Genomic DNA, 24,517 nt, shown 5'->3' on the forward strand with positions numbered 1-24,517 from the left:
AATTATAATTTTATTTGTTCTAGAACGTTGCTGCTTGGATCAATTGAAAGACTATTCTTGTATTCAACTCTTTGAATAGTACACTTCTTACCTATAACAACATCATTTCCTCTTATTATTCTTGCTTCAGTTCCTTCTAGGCAAATCTCATCACCCTCTATTACATTGCAATTAAGTTCATTAATAGAGGTATTAAACAAGGCTTTAGTTATCTTAGATAAAAATCCAATGCCAAAAGGTGCTAGTTTTACATTTATAATCTTACCGCCAATTTCAGGTATTTCAGAACGCCCAGCAATATCAATAGATACTTTTTCACTGTTTAGAAGCCCTCCAATAGTAATAGCTCCAGAGCATCTAAAATCTTCAGCTTCACAGTCTCCAATTATCTTTGCTGCACCTTGTATATCAATAATCTCACCTATAAAATTTCCACCTACTTTAAAACTTCCTTCAATCTTACTATTCTTACTATGTAGGTTTCCTTCTATTTTACCTGCACCTCTAATCTCACAAAAATCAGCTTCTACATTTCCTATACACTTAGTAGCCCCACTTACGTTATACGAAACTGTTTTTACATTTCCTTCGAATTTAGCTGCACCTGAAGCTTCAAATTCTACACAGTCAATATCTCCATTAATTTTTGAAGCTCCATTAACTTCTACCTTATTATATTTTCCTCCTCCTGATTTACCAGCTCCCGAAATCTCTAAGTCCCCTCTATCGCTATAAAATTCTTTATTCATAATACCCTCCTATACCAAGTTACTTATTACTTTTTCAGTAAAACTATTTATATTTATTCTCTCTAATATCTTTCCATCCCCTAAAACAACATTCCCTGTTTCAGCTAATATACCTATTCCTACCCCAAGCCTTCTTATAAAGACCAATTCATAGTCCTTATTTTTTATATTGGTATAATTGTCTATCAAACCTTTAATTGTAAAGTTTATTTCATCTATATTTAAGTTTCCTTCACTTAACAACTGATTATATAAAGATAAATAGACCATTTCATCAGAGGTAATTTCATCATTTAACCTAAAGCTATTTTTAAACATATCTACAACATGCTGCGTAACAATGTTTCTTTCTACTAACTCTTGAATAGAAAAGTTAGCTTTCACTGTTGTACCCTGAAATCTTTCCGCCAAATCATCTAGAGAAACATCATCCTTCATCTGTAAAATCACATTAATTCTATCTAGTATTCTATCCTTTGGAAAATAGGTTTCCTGTCCTGTAAAGGATGACTTTTTAATAAACCACTCTTCTGGAATTAGATTCTTTCTCTTCCATCTATATAATTGACCATAGGATATCCCTGTCAGTTCTAATAATTCTTTTTTTGATATCAAGTTATCTTCCATGTTTAATCCCTCCATGAACTTAGTATAACAAAACATTGTTACGTTGACAATAGCTATTTTAAAAATTAATAAAGGCCACTATCTTATTTAGATAGCGGCCTTTATCTTATATTATTGGTATATATGTAATTAAGCTATAAAACATTGTTTTATTATTTTTCTATTAAACCTAATCTTTCTAAAACTATATTATAACCATCGCTGCCATAGTTTAAACACCTATTTACTCTACTTATAGTCGCAGTGCTAGCTCCTGTTTCATTGGCTATCTCTGTGTATGTTTTTTTACCTTTAAGCATAGCAGCCACTTGTAACCTTTGCACTAAAGCCTTTATCTCATTTATAGTAGCTACATCATCAAAAAACCTATAGCATTCTTCTATATTTTCCAGACTTAATATGGCTTTAAAAAAATAGTCAATATCTTCACTTTTCAGCTTTGATTCATAATTGCTCATGTAATCACCTCACATCAGTATTTTAACATCTTACAACCAACATTGCTATATCTTTTAGTAATTGGTAATATTTTTATTTATTTATCACTTTACAACTTTATTATATTAAAGTATAATAAATTCATAAGTTACTTAGGAGGATGTTTTATATGAATAAGTTTATGAAAAGATTATTAACAATTGTTTCTATAGCGACAATATCAGTTTCATTAGTAAGTTGTGGACAGGCAAAGAAGGATTCAGCTTCTTCTAACACTATAATAGTAGGATTAGACGATTCCTTTCCACCAATGGGCTTTAAGAATAGCAAGGGTGATCTTCAAGGTTTCGATATAGATATGGCAAAAGAAATATCAAAGCGTCTAAACAAAGAAATAAAGTTTATGCCATACAACTGGGATGGTATTATACCAGGTTTAAAACAGAAAAAATTTGATGTAATAATCTCTGCAATGAGCGTAACAACTGAAAGAGAAAAAGAAATAGCTTTCTCTACACCATACTTAAATGAAAGACAAGTTGTTGTAGTAAAGAAAGATAATACCTCTATCGCAGCACCTGATGATCTAAAAGGGAAAATAGTAGGTGTTCAAAAAGGAAGTACAAGCGAGGATGCAATAAAAGATACAAAGTCAACATTCAAAGACACAAAATTATATGATGAAAACATTGCAGCTCTTCAAGACTTAAAAATTGGTCGTATAGATGCAGTAGTTGTAGATGAATTAGTAGCAAGATATTATATAAAAGAAAAAGCTGATACTTATAAAGTCTTAGAAAAAGCAGTAACTACTGAACCTATTGCTATAGGTCTTAGAAAAGAAGATAGTGACCTTAAGAATAGTTTTGATAAGACAATAAAAGATATGCAGCAGGATGGAACTCTTGCTAAAATATCAAAAACTTGGTTTGGTGAAGATATAACATCTTCAAAATAATTTATATCATTTACAGAGAGGTTGTTTTTATGAAAAGCGAAATTATTGCAAAATACCTTCCAATTTTGTTTGAAGGTTGCTTGATGACAATAGAACTTACAGTTATATCAATATTATGCGGATTAGTATTAGCATTCGTTGTTGTTTTAATGAAACTTTCTAACAACAAGATTTTCAAATCCATAGGAACCTTTTATACTTGGTTCTTTAGAGGAATACCATTGATGATCTTACTATTTATAATCTACTTTGGTCTTCCAGAAATTAATATTACCCTCACTTCCTTTGAAGCCGCTATACTAGGTTTAAGCATAAACATATCAGCTTATGTAGCAGAAGCTATAAGAGGTGCTATGCTTTCAGTAAATAAGAACCAATGGGAAGCTGCTCAAACTGAGGGTTTAAATTATATACAAACAGTATTTTATATAATACTTCCTCAAAGCTTTGGAAGAATGCTTCCGGCAGTGGCAAATGAATTTATAGCCTTGCTTAAGGATACGGCTTTAGTTTCAACTATTGCTATGACAGATTTGATGAGCAATGCACAACACATGGCTAATGAATCCTTTAGACCATTAGAGATATTCTTTATGGCATCAATAATGTACCTAACCATGACAACCTTCTTTACCTCATCTTTTAGATTTATAGAAAAGAAATTTGCTTTAGCTGATATATAATAAATATAGGAGTAAATAGAACTTTAAATTAAGTTTTATCTACTCCTATATTTTTTCTACGTCCGTTTATATCTGCGAATTCTGGTTTTTATTCGTATCTAAAACTATCTAATTACTAAAAATTCGCTCCATTCCAACCCCAATTATTAACTTCCTCATACTTTACATAAATTGATTCAGGTTTAATAGAAAGCTCTTTTGTATACAGGTTACATAGAGCCTTAGTAAACTCATTAAGTGCCTCCTTAGGAGCTCCTCCAAATATCTTTATCTCTACAAAAGCTCCATACTCCAGCTTTTTCCCCTTAAAATATAAAACTTGATTTTCTTCAAATCCTACCATCAACCAGTCTTCACTTTTGCCCGTAATTATCTCTATAAGCTTTCCAAGCTCGCTCTTTAATTTTTCTTCTTTCTCCTGTGTTAAACTTAGTGTCACCTTTGAATTAATAAATGGCATCATTATTCCTCCTTATTTATATAAATGTATCACTTCTTAATAAAATTTATATACTCATCATCAATGAAAACTTGCTATAATTTAAGCTTTATATAGAAAAAATGCAGGAAACTACCTGCATTTGGCCACTTTTTTTACTTTTCGTTATTCTTCATCTCTTCTTTTTTAAATTGTTCGCTCTTTACAGTAACATAAACTCCAACAATGACAAAAGCAGCTAGGAACGCAACAACAACACCAGTCATAAGATCCATTAGGCTCACCTCCTTAAATTTAAAAAATGAGCTAAAGCTTTATATCTAAACCCCTTCTCATTATACATAAAAATACCATAATACTTCTATTCTATCATAAAACTCAACATCATTGAATCGTCTTATTTAAATCAACATATTTCAGTGCATTACTATTTACTGCTCATTATTGTGATTTCCTGTAGGATTTGTCATGCTGTTTAAGCTGGTGCTTTGAAGTTTATCGTATATAACTTTGGTAGGAACTAACCAAACCTCTCCAGTACCTCTATATACATTAAGAAAACCTTCACCGCTTGTAGTAGATCCTATTATTGACTTTGCAGATTTCTCAACAGTAAACTCAATGCCTCCTGTTCTTAATATGGCAAAGTTACCATCTACCTTTAATGTATCGTTAGATAATCTGCACTTAAAGATCTCATTTTCTGGAACAGGTATTTCCAAGGCAACAACCCCACTACCACTTATCTTGGTCTGGAACACACCTTCATTGCCTAAAAGCATTGATGATATAGACTTTTGCATCGAAGCTCCAACTTCTACAGAATCTTCACAGGCATAAAACAAGCCGTCATCCACTATTACCTCTTCATCTTCTAACTCCAATAAAGCATAATGACCAAAGGAAGGTTCTAAGAATATTTCACCAGAACCTATATACCTAGGTTTAAATAAAGTTTCTCCAGTGAGCTTGCTATTTATAAGCTTTTTACTAAATCCAAGAACTCCACCAACCTTATTCTCTAACTCTATACTTCCCTTCATGTAGCTCAGTGCACCTGATTCTAACTTTACAGCACTATCATCTAGAATTATTCTTATCTGCTTTAGTTTAATTCCTGCGTCCTTCATGAATTTAAACTTAACTGCAGAATCAATATCGTTTCCACCATTTAGCTCATCGAACTCAAGTATTTGAAAAATTGAGTCTCCCTGCATTTCAGACAACTTTGTAAGCTTATTAGTTATATTTAGTGATGTTCTCATATGACACCCCCATAAATTTATAATACATAAACTATTTAAAATTTATATGTAGATACAGCACTTCTTAATGAATGTTATACTTTTAAATCTAAGTGATATATCTTTATCTATAATTTATCAAGTTACAATTATATTTATTCTAATACTATAATCAAATAATAACATAATACCACAAATTATAAACAATATATAGACAAAATAGGCAAATTATTACCCATAATAATAAACTAAGAATAAAAAAAGATTATACATGGTAAAAGCTCTTATCACAACCTTGTCCCATGTATAACCTTTATTAATTATTATTACTTATATTCTTTTGCTGTTTCTTCCCCATTTAAAACTCTTATAGTTCCTTGAGTAAGAGCTAGAAGTTCGTCTTCTCCTGGATAAACTACAACTGGAGCAATCCAATCAACATTATCTGTTATAGCTTTAGTAACTTTTGGTCCATAAGCTATACCACCAGTTAATACTATAGCTTCAACCTTACCTTTTAAAACAACTGAGAACTCACCTATAGCTTTTGATACTTGATAAATAAATGAATCAAAAACTAATTGGGCCTCTTTATTACCTTCTTCAGCAAGCTTTAGTACATCTCTAGCATCATTTGTGTTTAGATAAGCAACAAATCCACCTTTACCAACTATCTTCTTGTACACTTCGTCCTCAGTGTATTTACCGCTAAAACACATTTTTATAAGATCTCCAGAAGGTACTCCCCCTGATCTTTCAGGTGAGAATGGTCCATCTCCATCAAGAGCATTGTTTACATCAACAACCTGACCATTCTTATGAGCTCCTACAGAAACTCCTCCACCCATATGAACAACTATTATGTTTACATCTTCATATGCTTTTCCGTGTTCTTTAGCATATCTCTTCGCTACAGCCTTTTGATTTAAAGCATGGAACTTACTCTTTCTTGGAAGTTCTGGAACTCCAGAAAGTCTAGCTACAGCTTCAAGTTCATCAACAACAACTGGGTCAACTATAAATGCTTTCTTTCCTATTTCCTTAGCAATTTCGTTCGCTATTATTCCACCAAGGTTTGAAGCATGTTGTCCTTGAACTCCAACCTTTAAATCTTCTAGCATAGCTTCATTTACTTCATAAGTTCCACCTGCCATAGGTTTAAGCATTCCACCTCTACCTACTACAGCATCTAAAGTAGTTACATCAAAGTTCTTTTCTTTTAAAACACTAAGTATAACATCTTTTCTGAACTGAAATTGATCATAAATTGTAGCATATGCATCTATTTCTTCTGCCGAATGTCTAAGTGTCTCTACTATTACTGGATTTTCATCTTCGTAAACACCTATTTTAGTTGAAGTTGAACCTGGGTTTATTATTAATATTTTATAAGCCATGTTTTCTCCTCCTTGAAGAATTATTCTATAGAAACCAACCAAATAAATTATATCATCTATATGGATTTAATTACACTATTTAGTATCAGCTACCAATGCTGCTAAAGCTATTGAATTTACTTTAGTTTCAAAGCTATCTGCTCTAGAAGTTAATATAACTGGAGCAGAAGTTCCAACTAAAATACCACCATTTCTAGATTTCGCTGTCATAGTCAAGCATTTGTACATAACATTTGCAGTTTCTATGTTTGGTAATAAGAATATATCTGCTTTTCCAGCCACTGGTCCCTTAACATTCTTATGATGAGCTGCTTCTTCTGATAAAGCATTATCGAAAGCAAGAGGTCCATCTACTATACATCCCTTTATTTGTCCTCTATCATTCATTTTTGAAAGTAATGAAGCATCTATGGTAGCAGGCATATCAGGATTTACAACTTCTACAGCACAAATTGGAGCTACTTTTGGAAGTTCTAATCCGCAAGCATGTGCAACTTTAACTGAGTTATTTAATATATCTACCTTTGCTTTTAAATCAGGATATGTATTAAAAGCAGCATCAGTTACATATATTAATCTGTCTATTCCTTCTACTTCAAATACAGCTACATGGGACATAAGCTTTCCTGTTCTTAGTCCAACTTCCTTATTAAGAACACTTCTTAAGAAAGTAGCAGTATCTACTAATCCTTTCATAACCATGTCAGCTTTTCCCTTTGATACTAGTTCAACAGCATAAAGTGCAGCCTTTTTAGGATCTGGTTCATTAATAAGATCATATTCAGTTAAATCCATACCTATTTTTTCTGCAATCTCTCTTATCTTAACTTGATCACCAACTAATATAGCATCAGCTATTCCTCTTTCTTTAGCTGCTTTAACTGCTTCAAGTACAGGCTCATCTTGAGCAACTGCAACAGATACCTTTTTCTTTGATACTTCTTTTAGCTTTGAAAGTAATTCATCAAAATTTTTACTCATTTATACTGCACCTCTTCTTAATTTTTTAATTTATTACAACTCCCTAATTCAACTTTCAAGATACATCTGCTTGAAAAACTTATACAAGATGTTTAGACAAGTGCAACTCTAAGTTGGATTTAGGAATCTTTAGTTACTTCTTGTTAATTTTATAACAAATTTGTTTATAAAAATAATATACTTATCAGAAATAACTATATTATTTTATACTAATATTTCTAAAATATAAAACAATTATATCATTTCTAGTCTGTATATAAATAATTATTATATAAAATTTACAACTTCATATAGCCTATTGAAATTCAGTATATATGCAATTATTAATTATCATACACCTATTAAGACTAATATTTTAATCACAATTAACATCATAAATACAGATTAAACTAATATAAAATTGTCTTTAACAACATTTTAACAAAAAAAACTTATAAAATAGAAGTTTTCTGAAAATTTATAGAAATTTTTTTATATTTTTATAGTTTTCTAAATAGAATAAAAAATCACCAATGAAATACTCATCAGTGATTTTCTATTTTATTTATTGTATACCTGATTTAGGCCTTCCTTGAAGGTTTCTATGGTTATTCTCTCTATAAAGTCTGACATTTTTTCACCAAACTCAGCCTTGTTGTTGTAGAACTCATATACAGCCTCAACCATATTATAAGCCTCATCCTCAGAAAGTTTTTCTGCTATTATATGTGGTAGTTTAGGATAAAATCCAGAACTGCCACCTACAGCTATCAGATAGCCTTCCTTGTCACCTATAACAGCAATGTCTTTAGAATACGCACTAGTACAAGAATTTCTACAGCCAACAACAGCTATTTTTGTTCTGTTAGGTGCTGCAGCGGCATAAAATCTTTTTTCAAGCTTCATACCAAGTTTTAGCGAATTTTGCTTAGCTCTCTTACAGAAGGATGCTGGGCACATTTCAACATTTTTTACAGAGTAAGGTGATACTACTCCTGGCTCCATACCAAGTTCTTCCCATGCTTTCTCCACATCTTCGGCTTTTAATCCTAGTATAGCTATTCTTTGCCCAGAGGTTATTTTTATAACTCCGTTATACTTCCTTGCAACTTCTGCAAACTTAACAAGATCCTCTGGTTTTATAAAACCTCCTGGAATTCTAGGTGTAATACCATAGGTTCTATTATCATTTCTTACTTTTTGAAGCGTGGCATATTTAGGTTGTTGTATCATTATTATTCCCCCATATAACTTAATTGTTTAGTGGACAAAAATTCTTTATTATATTTTCAGCAACCTTTAAGCCATCAACAGCCGCTGAAACTATGCCTCCAGCAAATCCAGCACCTTCTCCTGCGGGATACATGCCTTTTAATGAAATACTCTCTAAATTTTCATTTCTCTCTATTCTTACAGGAGCAGAGGTTCTAGTTTCTATTCCGATCATAACTGCACTGTCATCCGCAAACCCCTTTATCTTCTTATCGAAATTAACAAGACCTTCCTTAAGAGCTTCTGTAACATATAAAGGAAGGCAATCTTTAAGTTCGCTAAAATTATATCCAGGCGTATATGAAGGACTTACTTTTCCAAGTCTTGTACTTTTTTTGTCTCTTAAAAAATCACCCACCAATTGCACTGGAGCTATGTAGTTACCTCCACCAACCTTATACGCTAACTCTTCATAATGCCTTTGGAACTCCATTCCAGCCAAGGGAGAGGATCCCTCAAAGTCCTTAGGCCCAACAGTTACAACAACCGCTGAGTTAGCATTCTCTTTATCTCTTGCATGATAGCTCATGCCGTTAACCACCAACCTATTTTGTTCTGAAGCTGCAGCCACAACCTCACCTCCCGGACACATACAGAAGGAATATATAGATCTATCTAATCTATCACTTGTATGGGTAAGCCTATACTCTGCTGCTCTTAATCTAGGATGGCCTGCAAACTTGCCATATTGATTGATATCTATCAAACTTTGTGGATGTTCTACTCTCACCCCAATAGCAAAAGGCTTTTGATTCATAGTTATTCCTTCTCTGCACATCATTTCATAAGTATCTCTGGAACTATGTCCTATGGCTATTATAAGATTGTCACAAGGAATTTCATTTCCATTGACTATTATGGACTTAACCGAACCATCCTTATGTATTATTCTTTCAAGCTTAGAAGAAAAATGAACCTCTCCACCAAAAGCTTTAATTTGTTCTCTTATATTTTTCACTACAGTCTTAAGTATATCTGTACCCACATGAGGCTTACCCATATATGCTATTTCTTCAGGTGCTCCAGCTTTTATGAGTTCACTTAAAATAAAGTCACATCTTCTATCCTTAATTCTTGTTGTTAGCTTTCCATCTGAAAAAGCTCCAGCGCCACCTTCTCCAAACTGGACATTTGATTCCTTATTCAACTTCCCTGTACTCCAAAATCTTTCCACAGTAGCTGTTCTCTCATCCACAGCTTCTCCTCTTTCAAACACTATTGGTCTATATCCACTTTTAGCCAAAAGTAACGCTGCAAATAAACCTGCTGGACCCATACCTATAACCACCGGTCTATTAGTCATAGGCTTGGTCCCAGGTTTTACTGCTTCTACAAAAACACTATCATCTAGCTTAACGTCTTTATCATTGGCTCTATTAACTATGGAAACTTCATCTTTGTGTTCAAGCTCTAAGCAGTAATTAAACTTTATGATATCTCTTTTCCTAGCATCTATTGATTCTTTTATTATTTTCAAATTAGGAATTTCGCTTTTTGAAATTTTTAATTTTTTTGCCACTTTGTTTTTTATTAAAGATAAGTCGTCATCTATATCAAGCACTATATTATTTATTCTTATAGTCATAATTTTACCTCCATTAATCTAAGGTCTTTGAGTACTAATTTTAGCAAAGGATTAAGAGAATATCAACTGGCAGATTTTAATGAATAAAAAACTAACTCTCATCATAATTATACCCACACAAGTATATCCTCCATATAAAGTTTCTAAATGATAAAAACTAACCGAGGCTCTGTTCTTCGGTTAGTTTTTATCTAACATTATATTTATTTAAGTTTAAATTATCAAAGTCTAGAACCTTACATTCTTTGCTAAAAATCATTTAACCATTGGCTGAATGCCCACTTATAATTTCAAAGGTGTACTTTAAAAGCACCTTAAATTACTGCTGCTTTTTTGTAAGTGTAGCTTTTACCTTATCACTACTTTGAGATACAACCTTAATCTTATCATTGCTATTTGTTAATACTATAGGAATAGTATTATCCCCTTCTTTTGCACCAGCTAAGTCCACCTCTGCCTTAATGCTGTCAGGTTTAAAAGTATTTATATCGTCTTCTAGACCGCTTATCTTAACGGTTATTTTCTGAGGATCTATGACTGTCTGTAGTGTATCTGTAGGGTTCTTAGTAGTGATAGGAACTTCTACATCTTTAGTTGTGTATTTGCCTAAGGTAAACCTAACCTTCACCTTATTTAAGTTACTAGCAACTCTAACACTTTGAGGAACACTTAAGTTCACACTTACTTCTTTCGAATCATTTATAGTAGATAAGTCGATTACCTCAGTATCTATCTTGTTAATTCCACTAAGCACTGTCTCATCTCCTACAAGTTCAACTTTGTCGGTGGTTGATCCAAAATCTTTCATTACATATCCTGAAGGCAGGTTTCCCTTGGTTACAACATTTACTGGTACTAATTTTCCCTTTTTAACCGGTATAGTTACTTCGGCATTGGTAGGCGCTATTTTCACTTCTTCAACAGCCTTTCCAGCATCATTTACCGCCTTTATAGGAAGATTAAGTACTGTATCAGTATCTATATCCTTAACATCACTGCTTACTAGTAGATTTTTTATACTATTTACATATTCTCCAGGACCTGATATTACAGCGCTACTTGGTTTTAGCACTGGTGCATCGGCATAGTTACCAGATTTTGTAGTCACTTTAATTTCCTGCTTTATAGGAATGCTTTTCTCAACATAATCATCTACTTTTATAGTTACAAGTAAAAAACTATTGTTTTTTATATTTATATTAGATGGATAGTTTACTATATCCACTCTTATTCTATTTTCTCCCTTTTTAAGAGCATAAGCGGATAAGTCTACAGTCACTTTGAACTGTGAAGGGGTTACCTTGTATACTTCACTACTAGGTCCCTCTAGATTTAAAGATACATAAAAATCTTGATGTGGGGATAAAGCTAGCTTAGCTTCTTTTAGCGCATCAGCATTAATAAGTTCCACAGGCACTTTATCTAGCTTATACTCTCTAGTAGGGTTTTGTACATTTGATACATAAAGCCAAAGTCCAAAGGAGATGATAAGGCATACAATTCTTATAACTATTTCTGCCTTTTTATCTTTGTTATCCATACCTTCACCTTCTCCCCTAAAGTCTTTACCCTCTTTTCTCTTCTATTTATCATAATACGCATTAGTATACTCTTTAGCTTATCTTTATCATAATTTCGTGTTAGTCTCCCATTTACAGCTAAGGATATAGTTCCAGTCTCCTCTGAAACTATTATAATAAGTGCGTCTGAAGTCTCTGAAAGCCCTATTCCTGCTCTATGTCTAGTTCCAAGTTTTTTATTTATTGATGTATTACTGCTCAGAGGTAGCACACACCCTGCTGCTACAATTCTGTCATTTCTAACTATTGTAGCGCCATCATGTAAAGGGGTGTTTACTACAAAAATATTTTCAAGAAGTGCAGAGGAAACCTTAGCATCCAATTCTGTACCATTACTAATAACCTCTCCAAGTCCCGTACTTTGTTCTATTGCAATAAGTGCTCCAGTCGCTGTTTCCGCTAAATTGGCAACTGCATTGACTAATTCTGTTATAACTTCCTCAAGAGCCTCATCGTCCTGCATAACGTGTAAATCATCAAAAGCGCTTCTACCAATATGTTCTAGAGCCCTTCTTATCTCCGGCTGAAAGATTATTATAATTGTCAAAACACCAATTGTTATAGTTTTACTTAATATAAAGTAAAGCATATCTAATCTTAAAAGATAACTTATTGGTAGTAATGCAACTATTAACGCTATACCCTTTAGCAATTGCTCTGCTCTTGTTTCCTTTATCAACATATATCCCTTAAAGAAAATATAAGAAACCACTAGGATATCCAAAACGGACCATATTGATATATTCTTTATAGTATTAATAATCATATTTAAAACTTCTTGCAACTCTGTCACCCCTAATATCCTAATCTATTAAAATTATACACTATTTATAACCCACATATATATACAATCGTAATAAAATTTGTATTTTTTACTATTTTCACAATAGTAATATTTAAAAAGTTTTGGAATATATCTAAATTAAAGATTTAATAATACTACTTATCTATAACTCTATATTTCAAAAAATATTCATATGAAAAAAAAAGGAGGTACTTAAATGTTTGAAATACTAAAAAAATATAAGAAACAATTAATCATTTCTACTGCAATAATTTTAATAGTTGCTGCACCTGCTTACTTTTTGATAAAGAGTTTTCTACATCCAGACCATAAGCAGTTAGTAAGCATAGGGTCAAACATAATAGCTATAAATGATAACTTAAAGGCCCCAATAGCCTCATCTTCTCTAGATACTGAATTAGCAAAAACTGTTCTTACAGATAATTTGTCCAAGCTGTTAAATGAAAAGAATATGCTTGAGAAAATAAAACCTTCGGATAAGTATAAGAACACATATGATAGTCTAGCTTTAGGTCTAAATAACAATATGAAACTATTTGAGCAAACCTTGAATATATTGAAAAATCCATCTTCAAAAGATATACAAGCCTCACTTCAAAACTTGAGCAAGTACGAAGGGGATTGTACTAACTATTACAAAAAGTGTACAGATGGAGGAGTGAACATAAATTTGACTACAAGTTTTACAAACTTCTTTTCTAATGTATCCAATTACGTAAATCAATTAGTAAAATTAAATAGAGACTCTGATATAAAGACTAGCCAAAAAAATGAGTTTTTAATCGCATTTGATAATTGTTTGAAAAATTTTTCTCCTTTGAAAGAAGACCTGACCTCAGCAGTAAATAGAGCCTTAGAAGAAAACCGGTCTCTTAGTGGAGTAAGCAGTGATGTAGAAAACAAACTAGTTGAATTAGAGAAATTAAAGACCTCACTTTACGAAATTTCAGTTCCATCAGATGGGGTTGAATGTTTTTCAGACTTCCAATCAACCCTAAAACTATACGATGTATATATAGCTTCACTAGATGAAGCACTTAAATCAAAAGACAATCAATCTGAAAAGCTTAAAGATGCTTTTTCTAAATATGATGATATGAATTCTTCCTATGAGAAATTTACTAAAAGCTATGATAGTTATAAATCTAGAAATTAAATATGTATGAAAAATATGCCTTTGGATACAATATGCTGAGAGGGTAAAAACCAAAGGAGGTTTTTTATGAATAAACTTAAATGCTGTGTTTTCTTCTTATTCATATTTTTGATTTTTGACAGCGTTAATGTATTTGCACAAGAAATAATAAATTATTCTCCTATAAACGAAGGCCCTAAGATAATTACAACCCAGAATATGAGCGAAAATAATATAAAGTTTTATGGAAGAGGAATGACAAATGAATCAAGCGAATTATATCATGAAAAAGAAGCAGTAGTTGAAGTTTTTAACTATCAAAATCGCCATTTATACTTAACGGACAATGACATATATCTAATGTCTCAAGTGGTCTTTGCGGAAAGTCATGGCGAACCCTATGAGGGAAAGGTTGCCGTTGCATCAGTAATTCTCAATAGAGTTACAAATCCAAGTTTTCCAAACTCTATTGAGAAAGTCATAAAACAGAAAAATGCATTTTCATGCGTAAAAGATGGGGTAATACATGTTACTCCAGACGCTGAGTGCCGCTCTGCTGTTATTGATGCAATTAAAGGTAATGATCCCACTAGTGATGCATTATTTTTTTATAACCCTCAAACATCAACATGTAGTTGGATGAAGCAAATTGATAAAAAGAATATGAAAACCATCGGAAAACACGTATTTTTCCAGACGAAAAAATAAGAGATGTTTTAACATCTCTTATTTTTTTGAATCAAGATATGAAACTGCAGTAAGAGCAGCAATTTGACCTTCACCAGCTGCCTTTATATATTGATAGGGTTTACCAACACAGTCTCCTGCAGCAAAACATCCTTCTATATTGGTCTTCATTAACCTGTCAACTGATATATGACCTTCTTTAACTTCTAATCCAGGTACTAGTTGAGACGGTGAAATACTATCCTTTAGAACAAAAACACCATCTGTACCCAATTCACAGTCTTCTAAGATAAGTTTCTCTACCTTATCTTCTCCAACTATCTCAATAGGCTTCTTATTTATTACTTCTATACCCTCTTGCAATTTATACTCACCTTTATACATAGGTATGTAGTATACTTTAGAAGCTAATTCATTAACATAGTTAGCTTCTTCTTCAGCATCCTTATTATATCCAATTATAGTTACAACTTTGTTTTTATAAAGAGGAGCATCACAAGTAGCGCAATATCCTACCCCTTTACCTAATAGCTTCTCTTCTCCAGCTAGTGGCTTTGTATATTCTACTCCAGTAGCAAGAATAAGAGCACTGGCTTCATACATCTTGTCATTTACCATTAGAGCGAAGTAATCACCCATCGCATATACGTTATTTACTTTCTCTTCTGTAATGGTTATATCCATTGCTTCTAAATGTTTCTTAAACTCACCTTTCAGTTCATTTCCTGTTAAATCGTGAAAGCCTAGATAATTATTTATTTTAGGCGCTTTTGCCAGCTTATAACTTAATTCCTTGGTTCCAAATAAGATTATATTCTTATTTCTAACCTTAGCATTTATTGCAGCAGAAAGGCCAGCAGCACCTGTACCTATAATTGCAACATCATATCTATCCAATTTTATATCTCCTTTGATATTTAGGCCTGTAATCCTCTATTTATTAAATCTACCAATTCACTCTTAGGTCTAAATCCAGTAACTTTATTAACCATTTCTCCATTTTTAAACAGCATAATAGTCGGTATACTTGCTATTTCGTATTTGTCTGCTAAACCTGGGTTGTTATCTACATCCACCTTAGCAAATGTAACGTTGTTCATTTCCTCTGAAAGTTGCTCCAATATAGGTGCAACCATCTTACAAGGTCCACACCAAGTAGCCCAAAAATCTACTAATACTAATTGTTGACTTTCTAACACAACTTCATTAAAATCCTTTTCTTCCACATGCTTAACCATAAAAAGCTTCCTCCTAATTATACCCCTAATAGGTATTTATAACTATATTATATATTCTAATTATAAAAAGTCAAACGTCCACTTTTATTTTTCAAAAGTACCCTTTACAAGTATATTTTTATCCTGCATTAGAACCTTACCCTTAGCTATGACTGTATTTACTTCTAATCCCTCTTTATCTAATAAAACTAAATCTGCGTCTTTACCAGCTTCTACTCTCCCCTTATATGGAAGTTTCAATATATCTGCCACATTAGAAGTTATTACTTTTATAGCTCTTTCCATTGGTATCTTTTCATCTATTATTGCCTTTCTTACTTCATTGTAAAGAGAAGAAACTAAGCACATCCCAACTTCGGTAGTTCTTGTTTCATCATTGAATAATGGCAAGCTTCCATTACCATCAGAAGAAAAAGTTATATGGTCATCCGGAACACCTTGATCTAATGCTATCTTTAATCCTTTACTTGGACTAACTTCACCTGCAGCCATATTCTTGGGATCAAAGCTTGTTGTTAAGTCAATAAAGCCGCCTTTTTGTACATATCTTATACCATCTTTAAACAGTTCACCATTTCTATTCACATGAGTAGGAAGAAGTTGATGAGGATGTATCTCTGTTTGTTCTATAAGTTTAAAAAGATAATCTAACTTTCTTGTACCATCTCCTAAGTGGATGTTTACAACTCCAGCTTTTCCTGATAGCAATCCTCCAACTCTAGCTTCTGCAACCACATTGGCAAACTGGTCATAGGTAGGTTGAGAGCTTCTATGATCTGAAATCGCCACCTCTCCTACTCCTATTACCTTATCTAAAAGCATCAAGTCTCCCTTAATATTTTGGGTAACGGTCTTTACAGGAATTTGATATGATCCAGTATAACAGTAAGTTGTTATGCCTTCTTCTTCTAGTGCATGGGCCTTAGCTAGTAGTGATACCATATTTCTGCATACATCATCTGTTCCCACACAACCAACTAAAGTAGTTATTCCTGCCTTAACAATTTCACTAAAGGGAAGTTCAGGCGTTCTAGTTTTAAATCCGCCTTCTCCGCCGCCTCCCATTATATGAACGTGACAATCCATAAATCCTGGTACCATAACCTTGCCATTACCATCTATTACTGCTATATTTACAAAATCTGTAGGGATAGTTATATTATCGTATACACCTTCTAACTTATCACCTACAATAACCACATCTTTAACACCTAAATGTTTAGGTGAATATACATCAACGTTCTTTATAACAGTAATCATATGTTTCCTCCTATTCTACTGCGAATTTAATATAGACTTTATGGTTGTGTTATAATAAATAGATTTACTATAATCCTTTTGTATCTTTTGAGCATATTGCTTTGCTTTAGCCTTGTCAGTATTAGAATTTATTGTGGCAAGTTTATATAAAACTTGATCAGTATAGTTTTCTCCATAGTAATTATTGATATACTGATCATAGTACCCTAGAGCTTTTTCATAATCTCCTAGATTTTCAGTAGTTGTAGCCAATCTATAAATAATATGCTGATCCAAATAATTACCCTTTGAGAAGGCAATAGCTTTTTCAAATTCTACTTTAGCTTTTGCAAAGTCCTTAGCGTTAAAATACTTACTTCCTGTATCATAAAAGCTTTGAACTCCATTATTTTTCAGTAAATCCTCTCCACTATTGTAAGTTACTACATCGTTAACTCCAAGCTTTGCTTTATCAAAAGAAGTTATTATAGTATATAGTTTATTAAAATCTTTAGCATCTACAGCAGCCTTGACTTCATCTACTGGGAACTTTTTTTCCTCTACTTTAGTATTATTCTTTTGTTCAGCAGTATTATTTTGTTTTGATGCATTTTGATTCTTATTAGTATCAGTAGCATTTTGATTTTTACTTGTATCTGTAGTATTTTTATTTGTACTTAAATTATTCTTATCATTAATAGGAATACTGTTTTTACTCTTCTCCTGCTTTGATGCCAAATAATTTGTTGTCACCTTTGATACATATCTCTTAACAGGCTTATAGGATACATATGATACAACACTTACAACGCATATGGCTACTATTCCTATAACTAATTTATAATTTATTTTTGGTTTATGTTCTTCAGAAAACTCTTTTATGACCTTAAGATTATCTAAAGCTACTTTATTATCTTTATCTATTCCTCTAACTATATCTACACAAGACTTAGCATTTTCATATTGCCCTCTTTTTATAAAACAAAAAGCTATAGCATTATTTACATTAAGTTTATTAAAGTCACTTTCGCTACAGATCTTTAATTTTTTTTCAGCTTCATTTATATACATACCTTTTATGTCCTTCAAGGCATCTTCATATAATATAGCTCTACTCCAGTCTTTTTCAATATCTTTTAGATAGCTCTTAGATATACTATCATTATTAAAATCTTTATTTATCTTCCAGGTAGACTCCGCAGCCTTTAAATCACCTTTAATATATAGAAGAAGCCCTTTTAGATTTAGCGCAGAGGTATTTTTAAGGTTCTCAGAAATAAGAACCTCACATATAGCAAGTGCCTTATCGATATCTCCATTTTGAAATAAATGTATAGCTTTATCGTATCGTTTTTTCCAATCCTTCATAGATTTCCTTCCCTATGCATATAATGAATTCTTATATACTATATTCATCTAATATTTGTAGTTTTATATCTTTATATTTTAATTTTATATGTTTACTATAAACTTAATTATATCATCAAAGATTTAAGTAATGAAATATATTCCATTACTCACACTAATAGTTGTTTCGAATTAATTTACTTTATCTTTAGTTATTTTGTGTATATTGCTAAAAAAAATCACTAATGATGATTTTTTCATTAGTGATTTTTTTTGCGCATCTGCCTTTTCCGAACGCAGGTGAGGAAATTCTGGCAGGCGACATATTCTCTATTTACTCTTTCTTTAAAGTATATCTTTATTACAATATTATATTCACCTTAAATCTCATTTTATTTCTATTTAATAAAGAGTAAATCACTAATGATGTTTTTTTCATTAGTGATTTTTTCAATTTACTCTAATTTTTTATATCAGCATAACCTTGAGGTATTGTATACACATGATATATCTTCCAATTGCTTTGCTTTTTTTCTTTCCCTAAAATAATCATTTGATAAATATAAGAATTGTTTTTATCATCTTTCAACTCTACTACATATACCTTAAAATCTGATAAACCAAACTTTTCTATAAACTTATTGTATTCATAAGAATTTATGCTCAAAACTCTATTTATATTAGCTTTTAATAATAATCCAAAATTATTGGCATCATTTTTTATATAGTCTAGTTTAACTCCACCAGACAGTATATTGCTTTCCTTTATTGACGTATCTCCATTAAACAACTTATTGTATTCCTCTAACAAAAACATCTCATCATGCTTTTGTTTTGAATCTAGCAATGTATTCTTATCCTCAATGCTATAATTTATGGTCTTGTTAGTGGTATCATAAGAAGTCATATTATTGTCCTTATATTTTATTATTGACAAGTTTAAACTACCTTTGTTATTACTTAAAGATACTACTTGCTCTAAAGGAACTTGAGCTCCATATACTAATACAGTGTTATTGGATTTCATGTTAAGTAAATAAACACTGCCTCCCTTAGTTACTTTTCCATAGGCCATTCCTACAATAACTAAAAGATTATCATCATCATACCACTCCACATATAGAGGAGAAACTGTTCCCAGATCTTCTCCAACTTCATAGTATTTTAGCTTACCTGATGAAGTATCTCTTATTGCTAAAGCTCCTGCTCCTTCTTTATCAACATTCTCACCTTTACCTATAATATATGCTTGGTATTTATTGCTAGGTGATGCCTTAGCTTTTGATTGGCCTTTCAGCAGCATTTCCTTTTGTTTATCTTCACTTAATTTATAGAAATCTACTGGATGATATTTTCTACTAATATCAGACAGAACATCATCCATTTTATCAATGGTCATAGTAGCTACATCTGATTTTTTCACCGTATCCTGATAACTATTGCTTGCTTCACCTGTACCTGAAATCTTATTGCTGGTATTATTGTTATTTTCAGTGGTTAGAGTCTTGCTTTTGTCTTTATCAGCAGAGACTGACTTAGCAATTTGATTTTCAGATCTTAATCCTGCTATATAATTTTTCATAAAGGGTATCATTATAAGAATTAATAGAAAGGATGCCGCCATTACATACATCTTTTTATTCTTTATAAAATGAAATTTCACGTTACTTTTATAACCCTTTTTATATTTATCTTTATCTATAGAGCTAATAATCTCGTTTCTTGAGCTTTTAAAATCTATTTTTTCAAAACTTAATGCTTTAAATAATAACTCTTCTATTTCTTTTTCTTCTTCATATATTTTTCTACACTGTTCACACTGACTTATATGTTTATCCATAGAAGCTTTTATGTCCTTTTGAAGTTCTCCTTCCAAATATAAGTCTAACTTTTTCTTGAAACTATAACAATTCATTAGAGATACCTCCCTGCTCAAAGGTTTTACAATAGTTTATAGACTTCTTAAACTTTTCCCTAAGCCTATAATATTTTCTCTTAACGGTTGATTCGCTAATTGATAAAATCTGTGAAATATCAAAAAATGTTCTTTCTCCACTATACCTTAGCAATATAATTTGGCGATCCAATTCCTCTAAGGATTCTATAAAGGTTTGCACTTCCTTTTTCAAGTCACTATATTCAAGCTGTTCTTCTGGTGAAGCTTCGCCTGAACTTAAATTGTTAGCTTCTTCTATATTAGCTTCATATACTCTTTTATATTTTCTTATAAAATCAATAGCCTTGTTCTTACTTATTTGAAGCAGCCAATTAGAAAATTTATATCTTTTATCATATAAATAAAGTTTATTGTAGGCAGTTATAAAGGTTTCCTGTGCTATATCCTCTGATGCCTCTTTATCTTTGGTTATAGAATATACAAACCTTAGTACTATTAGCTCATATTTGTTAACTAAAGTATTAAAGCTATCTATATTTCCTCTAAGTACATTAGTAACTAGCTCTATGTCCTCATTCAAAATACTCACCCCAGTTAAAGTAATTATAATATTAGATAAAAAGTAATGATACTTATATAAGCAATGCATTTCAACCTATATACGTATACTATAGTAATTTAGTTCACTGTAAAGAATAAAAAAAAGCACACTGAACCTTCTTCAGTGTGCTTTTTTACGTATCTGCCTTTCCCAATATCTATGCAGAAGTTCTGGCAGTGGAATAATATTTATTTTTAATGTTCACCATAGCTGCTATAAGTCCTTGATATTGCTAGGCTTAGCCAACAAAAAAACTTATACTGGACTTAATAGCAAAAAAGTTTAATTTCAAACCATACTGTCTAAAACATATTTCTAAGCAGTATATCTATGTTTAACTTTTTCATCTTTATCATATAACTTTGCGTAAACCAGTATAAATATCAAAACTACAATTGAAGCTACTGCTGCACTAAATGGTATTACCTTAAGTGTAAACTTATTTATAAGCATTCCAGCAATGATAGAAAACCCTCCACCTAGTACAGAGCTAACAGCTCCTATTACACTATAGGCTGTATTCTGTTGCTCTAAAGGAACTGCTTCACTAGTCATATACTTACTTACAATTTCAAAAATAGCATATGTTATTACCTGTGTAAAAGATAATAAAAGTAGATGAACATAAGAGGTTGCAAAATACATGAATATAAACCTTATAGTATAAGCTGTCATAGCAAATATAAGAAGAGAACTTTTCCTCCTATTTCTCATAAGCTTTTGAGCTCCGAAGTACACTGGTGCCTCCACAAGTGCAGCTATAAAGGCTGATATACCTACATGGGCAGTGGTTCCACCTAAGTCTAGCATTAAAAGAGAACTAAAAGAAATTATATTCATTACTAAAGCGTAAACCGAGGAAATTATCATTATCAATATAAACTCTTTATTCTTTAGAAGTATGAAAGGACTTACCTTATTACTACTTCTTGCTATCTTTATATCATTTATGCTTCTAGTCCTTATAAGGGTAATCAACATGAAAAATGCATAAAAAAAGAACATGTTATTAAGCCCTATAACTTCAAATATTTTTCCTGCTATCAAAGATGTAAAAGCAAATCCTAAAGCAGCAAAAGCTCTTATTCCTCCGAACTGTCTTCTTGTTTCCTCAGAACTATTAATAGCCCAAGTTGTCATAAGCATAACAACTGGTGCCTGTATAAAAGCTAGAATTGCTATAGCTATAATCAACAGATTTCCGCCTAAGTAACTTACAACCATAGATATCACTAACAGTATAACAAGCATAGGAATCATAAACTTCTTTATAGTTCCTTTTAAATCGCAAAGATATCCTAATATAAGTTGTCCACCCGTTCCGGCTATGATATTAATCGCATTAACTACTCCTACCTGCACATTGTCTAGCCCCTTGGATTTCAAGTATACTAATATAAATAAGTTATATATGCAGCTCCAAATGTTTATCCAAACTTGAACTTCTTTAAACTTCACAACCTCACTTCTTGCCATTGCACCACATCCTCCCCTCAATGTTTAATACTCTTCTATAACTAACTATTGTCCGTACAAATCTCTTACTATACTACTATCCTACTATACAAATGTAAATAAATTTTCATTGAAAGAAAATATTTCAGAGAAGTATCAAGTTTGCGTCCTTACAATTTATTAGATATACTAAATTTTATTACAGTAAATTACAACAGTAAAAAAATAAAGCTTCTGCACTAAGCAAAAGCTTTATTTTCAGTATTTGTATTTAGGGATAAGAGTTATTTTCTATAAAACTCATCAAACTTAATTTTCACATCCCTTTTATAGGGTTTAAAAAGGATACTAGATAATAGCCTTAGGGTTAGCTATTATCATAAGCTTGATTTATATTTGAATTAACATTTAGGGATGTTAATTATTCTTGTTCCATTATTATCTTCTTAGCATTTAGTATTGAACTTGCACTCATTGAGAATTCGTCTAATCCGTATTCTACAAGTGTTGGTATAGCTGTTTCATCTCCAGCCATTTCTCCACACATACCAACCCATTTTCCATGTTTATGAGCACCTTCTATAGTCATCTTTATAAGTCTTAATACTGATGGGTGCATTGGATTGTAAAGGTATGATACCTTTTCACTCATTCTATCAGCAGCTAATGTATATTGGATTAAGTCATTTGTTCCTATTGAGAAGAAGTCTACATACTTAGCTAGCTCATCTGCAAAAACAGCAGCTGCTGGTATTTCAACCATGATACCCCATTGAGTTGTTTCTGAGTATTCTTTTCCTTCTGCTTTTAACTCAGCCTTACATTCGTCAACTACTTCTTTTGCTTGAAGGAATTCTTCTAAGCCAGATATCATTGGGAACATTACACATAAGTTTCCGTATATTGAAGCTCTCAATAAAGCTCTTAACTGAACCTTAAATATTTCTTTTCTATCTAAACAAAGTCTTATAGCTCTATAGCCTAAGAATGGGTTCATTTCTTCTGGTAGTGGAAGATATGGAAGTGTCTTGTCTCCTCCGATATCTAGAGTTCTTATAACAACTTGCTTTCCTTCCATCTTTTCAAGAACATACTTATAGCTTTCAAATTGTTCTTCTTCAGTTGGAGCACTATCTCTATCCATGTATAAGAATTCAGTTCTGAATAGACCTACGCCATCTCCACCATTAGCTAAAACTTGATGTACATCTTCAGGCTTACCTATGTTTCCGCACACTTCTACTCTCTTACCTGACTTAGTAGTTGTTTTAACAGATATAAGTTTCTTTAACTCTTCTTGTTCTGCTATAAACTTTTCTCTCTTAGTCTTGTATTCTTCAATTACAGCTTCTTCTGGATTAACTATTATAATTCCTTCAATACCATCAACTATAACAATATCTCCATTTTTTACTGATGTAGTTATATCTTTTAAACCTACAACAGCAGGAATTTCAAGAGTTCTTGCCATGATTGCAGAGTGTGATGTTCTACCACCTATGTTAGTTAAGAAAGCAACAACCTTACTTCTATCAAGTTGAGCTGTATCTGATGGAGTTAAATCATGAGCTACAACTATAGTATTTTCTTCTGTTATTTCAAAACTATCAACCTTACCAGCAACATTAGCTATTATTCTCTTTGAAACGTCCTTTATATCAGCCGCTCTTTCTCTCATGTAAGCATCTTCCATTGATTCGAAGATCATAACAAATGTATTAGTTACATCAGCAACAGCCTTCATAGCATTTGAGCTATTGTTTTCTATTTCAAGCTCCATAGCTCCTGTAAATTCTGGGTCATCTAAAAGTGTTATATGAGCTTCAAAAACAGCAGCCTTTTCTTCTCCCATTGATTCAGCAGCTTTTGCTTTTATCTTTTCTAATTGTTCCTTAGCTGAAACTAATGCTCTTTGAAGTAATCCCTTTTCTGCTTGTATATCGCTTATCTTTACGTCACTTATCACGATTTCTTCATGCTCTTGTATAAATACTTTACCTATTGCATAACCCTTTGATGCTGCAATACCTTTTTTCATTATGTTATTCCTCCTTATAAATAAAACAATAAACTATTATTTATATTTCTAGATAAATTCATCTCAAACAATAAACATTTTAACTGTTCATTTTCAACCTCTAATATTTAAAGCAATTATCGTGCCAACTTATTTAAATCGAC

At 31.9% G+C, this 24,517-nt stretch carries 23 protein-coding genes; 4 read left to right on the forward strand and 19 right to left on the reverse strand.

Annotation, left to right across the window (positions count from 1 at the left end):
- Positions 1-2: 2 nt before the first annotated feature.
- From GXK57_RS18360 to GXK57_RS18370, 3 genes are all read right to left on the reverse strand, one after another.
- Positions 3-749: a hypothetical protein gene (locus GXK57_RS18360; protein WP_160679101.1), complete on the reverse strand. Its 747-nt coding sequence runs from the start codon at positions 747-749 to the stop codon at positions 3-5.
- A gap of 9 nt (positions 750-758) precedes the next feature.
- Positions 759-1,376, reverse strand: coding sequence for a DUF4004 family protein (locus GXK57_RS18365; protein ID WP_202127745.1), 618 nt, complete (start codon positions 1,374-1,376; stop codon positions 759-761).
- Positions 1,377-1,528: 152 nt separating this feature from the next.
- Entirely contained in the window at positions 1,529-1,834 is a 306-nt protein-coding gene (locus GXK57_RS18370) for a YerC/YecD family TrpR-related protein (protein WP_160679105.1), read from the reverse strand.
- A 149-nt stretch (positions 1,835-1,983) separates the two neighbouring features.
- Between GXK57_RS18370 and GXK57_RS18375 the strand changes: the two genes are divergently transcribed.
- Together GXK57_RS18375 and GXK57_RS18380 are read left to right on the forward strand one after the other, a co-directional pair.
- Positions 1,984-2,772, forward strand: a complete 789-nt coding sequence (locus tag GXK57_RS18375) for an amino acid ABC transporter substrate-binding protein (protein WP_160679107.1) — start codon at positions 1,984-1,986, stop codon at positions 2,770-2,772.
- A gap of 29 nt (positions 2,773-2,801) precedes the next feature.
- Positions 2,802-3,455, forward strand: coding sequence for an amino acid ABC transporter permease (locus GXK57_RS18380; RefSeq protein WP_160679109.1), 654 nt, complete (start codon positions 2,802-2,804; stop codon positions 3,453-3,455).
- A gap of 115 nt (positions 3,456-3,570) precedes the next feature.
- Here GXK57_RS18380 and GXK57_RS18385 read toward each other — a convergent pair whose 3' ends face one another.
- The 8 genes from GXK57_RS18385 to cdaA form a co-directional block, all read right to left on the reverse strand.
- Positions 3,571-3,915 (reverse strand): phenylpyruvate tautomerase MIF-related protein, encoded by a 345-nt coding sequence (locus tag GXK57_RS18385; RefSeq protein ID WP_160679111.1) that lies wholly within the window; start codon positions 3,913-3,915, stop codon positions 3,571-3,573.
- A 410-nt stretch (positions 3,916-4,325) separates the two neighbouring features.
- Complete coding sequence (locus GXK57_RS18390) at positions 4,326-5,159, reverse strand: AIM24 family protein (RefSeq protein WP_160679113.1); 834 nt, start codon at positions 5,157-5,159, stop codon at positions 4,326-4,328.
- 305 nt (positions 5,160-5,464) lie between these two features.
- Positions 5,465-6,535: a butyrate kinase gene (buk, locus tag GXK57_RS18395; protein WP_160679115.1), complete on the reverse strand. Its 1,071-nt coding sequence runs from the start codon at positions 6,533-6,535 to the stop codon at positions 5,465-5,467.
- A gap of 75 nt (positions 6,536-6,610) precedes the next feature.
- Positions 6,611-7,516: a phosphate butyryltransferase gene (gene ptb, locus GXK57_RS18400; protein WP_160679117.1), complete on the reverse strand. Its 906-nt coding sequence runs from the start codon at positions 7,514-7,516 to the stop codon at positions 6,611-6,613.
- A 540-nt stretch (positions 7,517-8,056) separates the two neighbouring features.
- Positions 8,057-8,728, reverse strand: a complete 672-nt coding sequence (locus GXK57_RS18405; RefSeq protein WP_160679119.1) for an NAD(P)/FAD-dependent oxidoreductase — start codon at positions 8,726-8,728, stop codon at positions 8,057-8,059.
- A 19-nt stretch (positions 8,729-8,747) separates the two neighbouring features.
- Positions 8,748-10,352, reverse strand: coding sequence for an FAD-dependent protein (locus GXK57_RS18410; RefSeq protein ID WP_160679121.1), 1,605 nt, complete (start codon positions 10,350-10,352; stop codon positions 8,748-8,750).
- 319 nt (positions 10,353-10,671) lie between these two features.
- Positions 10,672-11,892, reverse strand: coding sequence for a CdaR family protein (locus tag GXK57_RS18415; protein WP_160679123.1), 1,221 nt, complete (start codon positions 11,890-11,892; stop codon positions 10,672-10,674).
- Positions 11,862-12,716, reverse strand: a complete 855-nt coding sequence (gene cdaA / locus GXK57_RS18420; protein WP_160679125.1) for a diadenylate cyclase CdaA — start codon at positions 12,714-12,716, stop codon at positions 11,862-11,864. Before cdaA ends, GXK57_RS18415 begins: the two co-directional genes overlap by 31 nt.
- A gap of 217 nt (positions 12,717-12,933) precedes the next feature.
- On the opposite strand from cdaA, the gene GXK57_RS18425 reads away from it, so the two are divergent.
- Both GXK57_RS18425 and GXK57_RS18430 read left to right on the forward strand, forming a co-directional pair.
- Entirely contained in the window at positions 12,934-13,893 is a 960-nt protein-coding gene (locus GXK57_RS18425; RefSeq protein ID WP_160679127.1) for a hypothetical protein, read from the forward strand.
- A gap of 66 nt (positions 13,894-13,959) precedes the next feature.
- Positions 13,960-14,580, forward strand: a complete 621-nt coding sequence (locus GXK57_RS18430) for a cell wall hydrolase (RefSeq protein WP_243156469.1) — start codon at positions 13,960-13,962, stop codon at positions 14,578-14,580.
- An 18-nt stretch (positions 14,581-14,598) separates the two neighbouring features.
- Here the strand turns inward: GXK57_RS18430 and GXK57_RS18435 are convergent, their stop codons facing one another.
- The 8 genes from GXK57_RS18435 to ptsP form a co-directional block, all read right to left on the reverse strand.
- On the reverse strand, positions 14,599-15,456 hold the full coding sequence (locus GXK57_RS18435; RefSeq protein WP_160679129.1) for an NAD(P)/FAD-dependent oxidoreductase: 858 nt from the start codon (positions 15,454-15,456) through the stop codon (positions 14,599-14,601).
- A 20-nt stretch (positions 15,457-15,476) separates the two neighbouring features.
- Complete coding sequence (gene trxA, locus GXK57_RS18440) at positions 15,477-15,797, reverse strand: thioredoxin (protein WP_160679131.1); 321 nt, start codon at positions 15,795-15,797, stop codon at positions 15,477-15,479.
- A gap of 84 nt (positions 15,798-15,881) precedes the next feature.
- Positions 15,882-17,057, reverse strand: coding sequence for a beta-aspartyl-peptidase (iadA, locus tag GXK57_RS18445; RefSeq protein WP_160679133.1), 1,176 nt, complete (start codon positions 17,055-17,057; stop codon positions 15,882-15,884).
- Between the two features lie 15 nt (positions 17,058-17,072).
- A complete protein-coding gene (locus GXK57_RS18450; RefSeq protein ID WP_160679135.1) occupies positions 17,073-18,404 on the reverse strand; it encodes a tetratricopeptide repeat protein in 1,332 nt (443 codons plus the stop codon).
- A 439-nt stretch (positions 18,405-18,843) separates the two neighbouring features.
- Positions 18,844-20,298 carry a DUF4652 domain-containing protein gene (locus GXK57_RS18455; RefSeq protein ID WP_160679173.1) on the reverse strand — a complete coding sequence of 485 codons (1,455 nt, stop codon included), beginning with the start codon at positions 20,296-20,298 and terminating at the stop codon, positions 18,844-18,846.
- On the reverse strand, positions 20,285-20,860 hold the full coding sequence (locus GXK57_RS18460) for an RNA polymerase sigma factor (protein WP_160679137.1): 576 nt from the start codon (positions 20,858-20,860) through the stop codon (positions 20,285-20,287). Before GXK57_RS18460 ends, GXK57_RS18455 begins: the two co-directional genes overlap by 14 nt.
- A 336-nt stretch (positions 20,861-21,196) precedes the next feature.
- Positions 21,197-22,357, reverse strand: coding sequence for an MFS transporter (locus GXK57_RS18465; RefSeq protein ID WP_160679139.1), 1,161 nt, complete (start codon positions 22,355-22,357; stop codon positions 21,197-21,199).
- A gap of 400 nt (positions 22,358-22,757) precedes the next feature.
- The gene (gene ptsP / locus GXK57_RS18470; protein WP_160679141.1) at positions 22,758-24,374 is read right to left on the reverse strand and encodes a phosphoenolpyruvate--protein phosphotransferase; all 1,617 of its coding nucleotides are present in this window, start codon (positions 24,372-24,374) and stop codon (positions 22,758-22,760) included.
- Between the last annotated feature and the right edge of the window lie 143 nt (positions 24,375-24,517).

It is taken from the genome of Clostridium sp. C8-1-8 (genome assembly GCF_009928445.1).
In the GTDB taxonomy this organism is placed as follows: Bacteria; Bacillota; Clostridia; order Clostridiales; family Clostridiaceae; genus Clostridium_AR.